8 protein-coding genes and 2 pseudogenes are annotated in these 10,401 nt (G+C 42.5%); 5 read left to right on the top strand and 5 right to left on the bottom strand.

Features of this window, described 5'->3' with window-relative positions; translation table 11 throughout:
- Positions 1-505: 505 nt before the first annotated feature.
- Positions 506-760: an acyl carrier protein gene (locus F6J90_RS11140; protein ID WP_293092945.1), complete on the bottom strand. Its 255-nt coding sequence runs from the start codon at positions 758-760 to the stop codon at positions 506-508.
- A gap of 978 nt (positions 761-1,738) precedes the next feature.
- Here F6J90_RS11140 and F6J90_RS11135 point away from each other — a divergent pair.
- The 3 genes from F6J90_RS11135 to F6J90_RS11125 all read left to right on the top strand — a co-directional run bounded on the left by F6J90_RS11135 (position 1,739) and on the right by F6J90_RS11125 (position 4,576).
- Positions 1,739-3,592: a nuclease-related domain-containing DEAD/DEAH box helicase gene (locus F6J90_RS11135; protein ID WP_293092943.1), complete on the top strand. Its 1,854-nt coding sequence runs from the start codon at positions 1,739-1,741 to the stop codon at positions 3,590-3,592.
- Positions 3,593-3,944: 352 nt separating this feature from the next.
- Positions 3,945-4,181 carry a type II toxin-antitoxin system VapB family antitoxin gene (vapB, locus tag F6J90_RS11130; RefSeq protein ID WP_293092941.1) on the top strand — a complete coding sequence of 79 codons (237 nt, stop codon included), beginning with the start codon at positions 3,945-3,947 and terminating at the stop codon, positions 4,179-4,181.
- The gene (locus tag F6J90_RS11125; protein ID WP_293092939.1) at positions 4,178-4,576 is read left to right on the top strand and encodes a type II toxin-antitoxin system VapC family toxin; all 399 of its coding nucleotides are present in this window, start codon (positions 4,178-4,180) and stop codon (positions 4,574-4,576) included. Before vapB ends, F6J90_RS11125 begins: the two co-directional genes overlap by 4 nt.
- A gap of 300 nt (positions 4,577-4,876) precedes the next feature.
- On the opposite strand, the gene F6J90_RS11120 is transcribed toward F6J90_RS11125, so the two are convergent.
- Entirely contained in the window at positions 4,877-5,041 is a 165-nt protein-coding gene (locus tag F6J90_RS11120) for a hypothetical protein (RefSeq protein ID WP_293092937.1), read from the bottom strand.
- 94 nt (positions 5,042-5,135) lie between these two features.
- Between F6J90_RS11120 and F6J90_RS11115 the strand changes: the two are divergent.
- Positions 5,136-6,510, top strand: a pseudogene (locus tag F6J90_RS11115) (transposase).
- A gap of 45 nt (positions 6,511-6,555) precedes the next feature.
- Entirely contained in the window at positions 6,556-7,113 is a 558-nt protein-coding gene (locus tag F6J90_RS11110) for a Uma2 family endonuclease (RefSeq protein ID WP_293092935.1), read from the top strand.
- Between the two features lie 103 nt (positions 7,114-7,216).
- Here the strand turns inward: F6J90_RS11110 and F6J90_RS11105 are convergent, their stop codons facing one another.
- The 3 genes and pseudogenes from F6J90_RS11105 to F6J90_RS11100 all read right to left on the bottom strand — a co-directional run bounded on the left by F6J90_RS11105 (position 7,217) and on the right by F6J90_RS11100 (position 10,258).
- Positions 7,217-9,049: a pentapeptide repeat-containing protein gene (locus F6J90_RS11105; protein WP_293092933.1), complete on the bottom strand. Its 1,833-nt coding sequence runs from the start codon at positions 9,047-9,049 to the stop codon at positions 7,217-7,219.
- 102 nt (positions 9,050-9,151) lie between these two features.
- A pseudogene (locus F6J90_RS43545) lies at positions 9,152-9,301 on the bottom strand (pentapeptide repeat-containing protein); the annotation flags it as partial.
- Between the two features lie 507 nt (positions 9,302-9,808).
- Positions 9,809-10,258 carry a DUF2834 domain-containing protein gene (locus F6J90_RS11100; RefSeq protein ID WP_293092931.1) on the bottom strand — a complete coding sequence of 150 codons (450 nt, stop codon included), beginning with the start codon at positions 10,256-10,258 and terminating at the stop codon, positions 9,809-9,811.
- Between the last annotated feature and the right edge of the window lie 143 nt (positions 10,259-10,401).

The following is a 10,401-nucleotide window of genomic DNA, read 5'->3' as shown; positions in this document are numbered from 1 at the left end:
TGAAATTGAGTATTATTGATTAGTAAGCATTCAGCGGTCAGCGGTCAGCGGTCAGCTTAGAATAAAATTGAAAGTCTGGGGAAAAGCCCATTAGCTTTGTGGCACAGGCTTTGGCCTTGGCCAAAAGGCCACGCTACGCGAATGGCCACGCTGTGCGAACGACGCTGGGACTTCACTCAGCATTATTCGAATGCTTACCTCTTGTCTTGATGCAATAGCGAGTGGGGGAAACCCCCTTTGGCCGACTGCATCGCTTATGCAAAAGCTGTTCGCAAAGCGTGCGCATAGGCTGATAGCTGATAGCTGATAGCTGATAGCTGATAGCTGATAGCTTACATTGATTAGTCAATTTATTTGTAGCGTTTAATAGTCAAGACTAAAGTTATTGGGGAGCATCCCATTGCTGTCAATATAGGCTCTAAATCAATCAATTGCAACAATAGAATTAACAGCATTTTTAAATTATACTTTTTACAAATTGGGATGCTCATCTTTATTGAGCAAGCTAGGAATCTTGAACTAAGCGCTGAGCAAGTTGTTCAACACTTGGATAGTTGAAAATTAAGACTGGATTAAATTCACGTCCAAGCCACTTTTCTAACCGTCCTAGCAAAATCAAAGCCTGGCTAGAATCTAATTCATAGTTATCAAAAGGTTCATTAATATCAATATCAGCCGGTTCCATTTCCAGACGCTCAGCTAACTGATCAATTAACCAAGCTTGAATCTCGTCTTGAGTAAAAGTAATAGATTGGGTCATTTGCCTAACTCCGGTATTTTTTTCAGTTTGAATACAGTAAGCTTTGGTTTGGATATGAATTATCCTGTCAGCCTGCAACAATTTTTGACTGCCTTTTGGTAATTGGTAATTGGCAATTGATAATAGCGGTAATCTTACCGAGCATCCATTACCAATGACCCGACAATCTTTTGTTGCATCCCTTTTATAAAAGGGGTATGAGATTGAACTTGTTGTTCCAAGTTGTTCTATTAAGATGTCTGGGTCACTCAGAGAAGTTACGCAGCTATTTACAAAACTTTATAATTTTTCGGCAATGGTAGTGAAAGTCACCAGGGGGCGGGGGTTTGGGGAGATGGGGAGATGGGGACAGTTCAGGTAGGGTGGGCAGTGGTTGATACCGATCCGCTGACAAAGTCCACGTAGGGTGGGCAGTGGTTGATACAGATCAGATCAGCTCACAAACCCCGTTGCTAAGCACTGCCCACCATAGGTGTAGCCCCTGGCGAACAAAAACCACTGGGGTTGCTCAATCAAGCAATCAATATCAGTAGAGTGGGCATCCTGCCCGCCCGAAAATGAAACAGGCAAGATGCCTGTTCCACGCCTGATGCCCATTCCACAGTTGATTTAGGGTCGCCAGTGCTTGATACAGATCAGATCAGCTGACAAAGCCCTTTGCTAAGCACTGCCCACCATAGAGAGTGGTTGATACAGATCAGATCAACTGACAAAGGCCGTTGCTAGGCACTGCCAAAAGTGATTGACCGTAGGTCACGCTACGCGATAAAGCAAAGCTTCCGCGCTTATGCGATCGCATCTTCAGCTCCAGAACTCCCATTGACCCAGTACCTTGCGTCAGTACCGGGTCAATCCTACTGTTCAAAATTTTGGTAAGTTTGGGAAAGAGATGTTATAAAATCCATATCTTCACTGTTTACCTTTGGCAATCCATTATCTATGTTGGCAATAGAAACCTAAATTCCAAAGAATCCGTCAATGGCATTAATCGTTCCAGATGCAATCCCCTCAAAAGCAAGCAGTGGAGAAAAGCGACTCTTCAAAATCCTCAGAGATGAACTCCCCGATGATTGTTATGTATGGTATGAACCCAAAATAAACAAACGCTACCCCGATTTCATCATTCTCGGACCAACATTGGGACTATTAATCCTGGAGGTTAAAGGTTGGGAAGCTAGCCAAATTCAATACGCAAGTCATCAAAACTTTGAAATTAAACGAAGGGATGGAGGGATTGAAATTCAGCAATCCCCATTGAGACAGGGCAAGGATTATCGAGATACATTACTTAATCAACTTAAATGTCACTCAATTCTCTGTCAAGATGACGATGAATATCAAGGAAAGTTAGCCTTTCCTATTGGATTCGGGACAATAATGACCAATATTTCTGAAGCCAAAGCTAGAGATGAAAACATCTACTCAATCCTAGAAAAGCCTCAAGTTGTCTACAGAGATGAATTGCTCGAATGGGAAGGTATCGGTGAACGGGATTTGACGAAGCGATTAGAGTCTATGTTCACTGTTCGGTTTAAATTTATGGGTTTGGAAGACGACCAAATTAGCACTATTAAGGGGGTTATTCATCCTGAAGTTGTTGTTAGCAAAGAACCTGCAAAAATTAAAAGTGTGCCGTCTGGGTTTCCCCTCAAACCCGATGCAACTGTAATTAAAACTCTGGACAATAAACAGGAACAGTTGGCTCGTTCTCTTGGCCATGGTCACCGATTGTTCTGTGGCGTAGTGGGGTCAGGTAAAACTATAATCCTACTTAGTCGTGCTAAGTTTATTGCCAAAGAATTCTTCGATAAACGAGTTTTGATTCTGTGTTTCAACATCACATTAGCAGCCTACTTGCGATCGCTTATCAAAGAAGAAGACCATCCCCTGTATCAAGAACAGATTAAAGTTCTACACTTCAACGCTTGGGCTAAATCCATCATGGGTCGATTACCCATGTTCACAGATAACGACTCAGAAGAATATAACAAAATGTTAGGTAATCGCCTTTTAGAAGCCCTATCTGATATTCCCACAACAGAAAAATGGGATGCTGTACTTGTTGATGAAGCTCACACCTTTTATCCCAATTGGTTTACCTGTTGCAAACAGGCACTCAAAGACCCAGAAAATGGTGACTTGCTTATCGTTTCAGATACAATTCAAAGTATCTACAAATCCCAAAAGTTCACCTGGAAGTCAGTTGGGATTAAGGCACAGGGCAGAGTTAAGAAACTACAGGAAAACTATCGCAACACTAAGGAAATATTATCTGCTGCTTGGGATTTAGTTCAGTTATCCTCCATTGAGGAAAAAGATGATGTCTTTCCCTTAGTTAAACCCTCTGCTGCACTCCGCCAGGGCAAACGTCCAATTCTGCATCTGTGTGAGAGTGCAGAGGTAGAAGTTGAAAATGCGATCGCACAAATTCAGCAACTCACCAGTGAAGGCTACCAACCCCAAGACATCACTATCATCTATCGGTATAAGAGTAAAAAAGAAAAGGAACTGTTTAGCTTTATGACTCAACAGTTAGAGTCGTCGGGCTTGGGCTACTATTGGGTCTGTAAAGACAATACAAACAAGGAGAATTACAGCATCCGTCATCCAGGAGTAAGACTGATTACTACCAAGTCTTCTCTTGGTCTGGAGTTCAAAGCCGTGATTGTTTTGTGGGTGCATCAGTTTGGCGTGGGAGATGAAGCCGAAGCTAGAAAAGAACTTTACGTTTCAATGACTCGCGCTCAAGATATCCTGTATTTGTTTGGGTCGGGTCCGTTTAAGTTTTTGAAAGGTTTGCAAGAATGCGAACACTTAGATATTGTAACTTGAGATTTTCCTAGTGCGATTGGCCGTTGGCCACGCGGGGCGCGTTCGCAGAAAACTATTGCACTTTCTGTACATCATAAAAAAGTTTGCCCAAACCCTTGACACTAATGTAGTATTTTTGTCCTATAACTACATAGTCCACTAGAGCGCCCGCCTGAAAAGCAAGAGGTCGTTGGTTCAATGCCGACCTTGGAGGGCTGTCACTTGCACTTGCAAGTACTCAATGCCGGGTGGATGATTGGTAAGTCTCCGTAACTTTGAATTATGGAGAGGTTGGTTTGAGTCCAACTCCGGCATTCTATTATTGAAGATTTAATGTACAATAAATAGTGTACACTATAGGGGCATATTCACTATGGATTACGCTAAATTATCGCAACACGGATACTCTCAAGAAGTGCGTCTACCGAAAAAATATAGAATGCCTGGGAAGCAGGTGAAAATATCCAGATATGGTCGCGGTGTGTTGCTGCAACCCATTGAAGAGGGGTTTGAAGATTTGTTTCAATCCCTGTCCATGTTTTCGGATGATTTTATGAAAGATGGACGCAACCAGCAGCCTGTTCAGGATCGTGGAACTATTTTTGAATGAAATACCTGCTTGATACCAATATTTGCATTTACATCATCAATCGCAGACCGGAAAAGATATTGAAACGCTTCCGCTCTCTTGAACCCGGGGATGTAGCGGTTTCAGCTATCACTCTCTACGAGCTGCTCTACGGAGCATACAAAAGTGGTAAGCCAGCGCAAAACAAAGAGGCAGTACGTCTTTTTGTTTCACCCCTTGAAGTTTTGCCCTTTGATGAAGGGGCAGCAGATGTTTGTGGTAACCTGCGTGCCATCTTGGAAAGAAGTGGGGATGTTATTGGGGCAATGGATATACAAATAGCCGCGATCGCACTTGTTTATGACCTTACACTTATTACTAACAACACAATAGAGTTTGAGCGTATCTCTGATCTTAAACTGGATAACTGGCTTTAGAAGCGATAGGCTACGAGGTACACAGAATTTTTTCCCTGTTGCCTGTTGCCTGTTGCCTGTTGCCTGTTGCCTGTTGCCTGCTCCCTAAAACTCAGAAATTTGTACCTCTCTCGTCCTGAGAATTGCTATCAAAACATCCTGAAATGTGAGAACCCCCGTGCTTTAGCCGGGGTCAGAAGTTACCGCAATCAGAGGGTCGCCTTTATAGGTGACTGGCTATGCAGATGCATGTTTAAGACTTTGTAGTAAGGCTTCACTCTTCTTTGGTTTCGTCTCCGGGATGAAACACAGAGACTGGATTCATCCAGTCGTGTCCATCTTCTCTCTTACCCAGTTTTCTAGTAGTTCCCCAACACTGGTATTCGATTCCTTAGCTGACAACTGTAGCCATTTCCACGCACTCCCAGTAAACCAAACAGTGTGGGGCTTTTTTAGTTCCTCATGATGTACTGGAACCCCTCTCATTCTTTTTATAGTTTTCCGTTTATCTGTTGTTGACATATCCAGAACCAACGCCTATACTGGAGTCATGGTAAAAAAGCTAAGGAGGTGATGACAATTGTACAAAACAATCCCAGTAAAAGCTAACTTTTCAGATGAAGAAAAAGCCTTCTGGGAATTCCAATGTCAACAAGCTAATAGCTTGTTTAATTGCGCTGTTTATTACGCAAAACAAAAACATTATCATTGGCTGGAAGAGCAAGAAGCTTATACTACTTACTGGCGCGGCGATGAGCTAAGAGCTGGCTGGAAAACCTACAAGTGTGCCACTAAGTACCCCGAACTGGATAAAGCCTTAAAGATGTCTCCTCATTACAAAGGTATGGCCGCTCAGTCTGCTCAACAAACCTTGAAAACTTTAGGGGAGGCGATCTCTAGCTATAACAGATTAGTCGGCTTGTATTATCAAGGGAAGGTAGATAGACCATTATTCCCTCGTTATAGGAAGTCAGGAGGGTTTTCGGCTGTCACTTTCCCTAAGCAAGCGCTGACATATAAAGAAGGACTATTTTATCCATCTGTTAGCAAAGAAAGCAAGCCGGAACTGCGTTCCTCAGATAACCTTAATTCCTCCCGATTTTGTGGATCCGGATTGGGTCAAAGAGGTAACCATTCGCCCCTGTTATGGTCAGTTATGGATCGACTGGGTGATTGATGACGGGAAACAGCCAGTAACTAATAATCCAAATCTTGATTACTCCCAAGCTATAGGTATAGACCATGGTGGCGACAACTGGTTGACCTGCGTCTCAACTTTGGGAAAAAGCTTTATCATTGATGGCAAAAAACTCAAAGCCATGAATCAGGACTATTGTCGGCGGGTAGCCAAACACAAATCTGGTAAATCAGAAAAATACTGGGATTCCAACTTAGACAGAATCCAATTAAAGCGCAATAATCAGATGCGAGATGCTATAAATAAAGCTGCTCGACTTATAATTAACCGCTGTCTGAATGATGGAATAGGTAATTTAGTTATTGGCTGGAACGAAGGGCAGAAAAATTGTTCCAACATGGGGAATCAGGGGAATCAAAAATTTGTAATTATCCCTACCAAGCGGTTGATAGAAAGACTTGAGCAACTCTGCCCTGAGTATGGCATAAAATTAATAGTCACTGAAGAGTCTTATACCAGTAAAGCGTCTTTTTTAGATGGTGATTCCTTGCCGAAGCACGGTGCAAAACCCGTAGGATGGAAGCCATCCGGTAAACGAATTAGACGCGGTCTGTATAGGACTGCTTCCGGAAAGTTGATCAACGCCGATGCTAACGGCGCTGCCAACATCCTTCGCAAAGTAACCACACAGTCATTCGACCTGACCAAGGTGGCTAGGGGAGCTTTGACACTCCCGCACCGATACAACCTGTTCAATTCATTGTCTAGATCATATCGGATGAGTGGTGGAGCGGGACGGGTTTACCCTCCCGCGTAACAACCTCATAGAATCCCCCTCTTTTAAGTGGGGGAGATGTCAAATATGACCACAGCCACTCCACCCCTAACCTTAGAGGAGTTCCTCACACTCCCAGAAACCAAACCCCGATCAGAATTTATCAATGGGGAAATCATTCTTAAGCCCATGGCACAAGGCCAACATAGTCTGCTTCAAATTGAATTGTGTCAAGCTATCAATCGAGTCGCTAATCCCAACAAAATTGCCAAGGGTTTCCCCGAACTGCGCTGTACCTTTGGGGGTCAATCAATTATTCCCGACATCACAGTCTTTCGTTGGGAAAACATCCCCATTGAACCAACTGGCAAAATTGCCAACCGCTTTCAAATACCTCCAGATTGGGCAATCGAAATTCTTTACCCAGACCAAAGACAAACTAAAGTCCTCAGCAACCTCATCCACTGTTTGCGTCACGGAACTGAACTAGGATGGTTAATTGATCCGGAAGAAGAAAGTATTATCGTGATCGATGAGACTCAACGATTGGAAATCTTTTCAGGAACGTCTACGTTACCGATTCTCAATGGAGTAGAGTTAGAAGTGACAGTTGAGGAAGTTTTTGGGTGGTTAACCTTAGGGTAGACCCTATCAACCTTAATTTGGTGCGTTACATTTCATTAACGCACCCTACAAGGGCTTACTGTTCGCGTAGCGTGCGCGTAGCGCTTAAGCTGATAGCTTACCCCTAAGCCTCCGCCCATCCCTCAATCGTAGCCATCAAAACGTTAACTAAGGGATGGTCTAGAGTTTCCTTGAAAGCTTCCACTCCTCCTGCTTTCAGAGCATTGATTACCTTAGCTTTTAGGGTTGGATTATTCTCAATTCGGTCAACAACTTCACTGACAACTATCATCTTTTCTTTACTTGTTGTAGTAGGATTACTCTGGGATAGTTGGTTTAGAAGTTGCTGGATTTCTGCTGCTGCTTCCGCTAGGTTTTTGTCATTTCCCTCGTAGTTATTTTGATTAGCATAGCTTTGCTGACTACTAACAGAATCAGCTCTTTCGACATAGTTACTACCAACGTTAAACTTGGCCCCACGCTGGTCACGCCTGTCAATTTTATCAATTCTAATAGTTTCTTTATCTGCCATTGTTTCAACAACTCCTATTAATCTAGTATTGTCTTTACGTATAAATTCTATTTGTTTAGTATAAAAATCGGTTTGTTCAGATAAAAACCTTATTTCTCTATCTTTAGCCTCTAACATTGGCTTGTATTTTGCCCAAAATTTTCGTTCGTATTCTGCTTCATCAACCACCTCAGGGACTTTGACACGAATAACAAAAGCACCGTCGCCTTTATTTTCTATTGTCTGTATGACTGGTAGCTCTCCTGTGTCGCTTTTTACTTGAACTTTAAGTTCTTGAAACGTTTTCAGAAAAGTCTGCCAGTCGATACCATCTTTAAAAACTAAATCGACAGTATTGGTAATTTTTTGAGCTAATTTAGCAAATTCACCCGGTTCAAAATTTATCTCTTGGTCAGCAGGACGACGTTGAGGGTCTGGAGCATTTTTAGTAGGTAGTTTTAGAAAAATATAATCGCAATCAATTTCAATTAGTTTAGTAGTATTGCTGATTCCCCAATCTTCGATATATGCTCCTGTTAAGGTGGCTCTGGTTAAATCTGCTCCTTCTAGTAATGTTTGAACTAACTTAGCTCTAGATAAATTAGTATTTTGTAAGTTACCTCGGTTTAAGTCTGTTCCGATGAAGCTAGCATCTTGTAGATTAGCTCCCTTTAAATTAATACCTCTTAAGTTGGGCTGTTCAAAGTTTTTATCTTGTCCCTCTCCAGTTATCAGCAATTGTCTAATGTTTTTATATTGAAGGTAGCTCGTCCCTGGTCTAGCTCGATCAAGTTTAATAGTTTTCCGCCAACAAGTATGAGTGATAGTAGCCTTCCTTAAGTCTGTACTTTTGAGGGTAGCTCCCGTAAAATCAGCATCGGTTAAATCGGCCTTGTAAAAACTGGTACCTCCTGTGGCAGCAAAGGCAATAGCAATACTACGAATCCAGGCATCTCTGGGATCTGCTTGTAAAGCACGCCAACCCAGATAAATATTAAATATAATTACAATTACCACTAATGCTACAGATCCATATCCACCGGGTCCAAGTCGGAGCAAAACCATTGCTCCGACGAAACCTATGACTACGTTTGCCACTACTATGACAACTCCTCCGACTTCTGCTACAGCTATGGCTCCGGCTAAGAATATAGCTACTACTACAGATACAACTCCAAATGCGGCTAAAGAAAAGATTGTGCTATAGGTTATACTAGAAAATACGGCAAATTTTCCGGTTGCAGCTACAACGAGACTTATGGCCAATGTTAACGTTATGCTAGCGGAAAAAGATACAGCAAAAACTCCTCCAATACCTTGACGAAGAATAACAGCAAATAGGACAATTATTAAAACAAAACCTATTCCACGTAACAATGACATCCTTACGTTGTAAGAGCCAAAAAATACAGACGGCATTAAATGACCTATATATAAACTGGCCAATGCTGATACTCCTAACCATAACCAGGAAACCAACAGAAGAACAATTACCCACCGTTTTTGTAATCCAGCCTTCGCCTTACAGAAGTTAGTTCCGGTTAGATTAGCATTCTTAAAGTTCGTTCCTCGAATATCAGCGTAACTAAAATCTGCTCCTGAAAGGTCTTGCCCCTGGAATGACTGACCTCTAAGATTTACCCTTCGGAAATTCCTTTCTCCTGCTGCATATCGTCTCAGAACGTTTTTAGCTTTCATCAGCGATCATCATATATAGGAAAGGGAACAGCGAACAGGGAGTAGGGAGTAGGGAGTAGGGAGTAGGGAATAGGGAGTAGGGGACAAAAATTATTACAATTCATTTGATGTTGAAGTGAATGTTGCCTCGTTTCTTAGTACAGATTACAGTCAATGAATCAGGATTCCGGAAATACTTACGCGCGAATAAATTTCCTTGTGTTCTTCATCCCCATGGTGCTTAACCTGATCAGGACAGGGTTCACTACTGCTATATGGGATGCTCTAAGTAACCAACTATATAGTGGTAACATAGGCTTCCCTCACAACCCTGCCGCTGTTCTGCTGTTGCGATCAGTTTTGCTGCGCTAAAAGCGATTGGCCGTTGGCCACGCTTTTAGCGCAGCAAAGCTTCCGCGCTTATGCGATTGGCCGTAGGCCACGCTACGCGAACGCATCAGTAGCAAAAACCAACATCCCAATCCAAAAGCGGTAGTGCGATTAATTATTGATTTTTTCCGATAATTCTTACGTTGGTGAAGTCTTTTCCTCCTGAGTATCTCCTGCTAGACCTAGCACTTCCATCTGCTTGCGTTCCCGCATCAACAGAAACAACGGAAATCCAAAACCAAAGGATACTAAAAAAATAGCGACAATATAAAGACCCCACAACCTCATTTTGAGCCGTCGCCCTTCTGTTACAATCACCACGATTGCACACAAGGCTGCAACACTCACATCTATCCCAATAAAACTGGAGGCGGGATAAGCATAAATTTGTTTGATAAACAAAGCAATATCGAAGTTAAGAAAATTAGCCAGGCTTAGCTTTCCTTTAGTGATAATAATGAACTGCACCAAATAGTAGTTTGTCCAGACGAAACCGATGGCTGTTAAGGCAGCATAGATAACTTGTCGAATGCGATTCCAGAGCATAGAGGTAATGGTTATAGCAATTCTACGACTTGTGAGGTACACAATTTCTAGATTTTAGGGAACAGGGAACAGTGCGATCGCTTTTAGTTCATGTAGGGTGGGCAGTGCTTGATACAGAGTCAGATCAGCTGACAAAGCCCCTTGCTAGGCACTGCCCACCATCGGTGTAGCCCCAAATTGATTTT

This window comes from Moorena sp. SIOASIH (genome assembly GCF_010671925.1).
Taxonomy (GTDB): Bacteria; Cyanobacteriota; Cyanobacteriia; order Cyanobacteriales; family Coleofasciculaceae; genus Moorena.
This window is presented reverse-complemented; position numbering and strand designations above follow the sequence as displayed.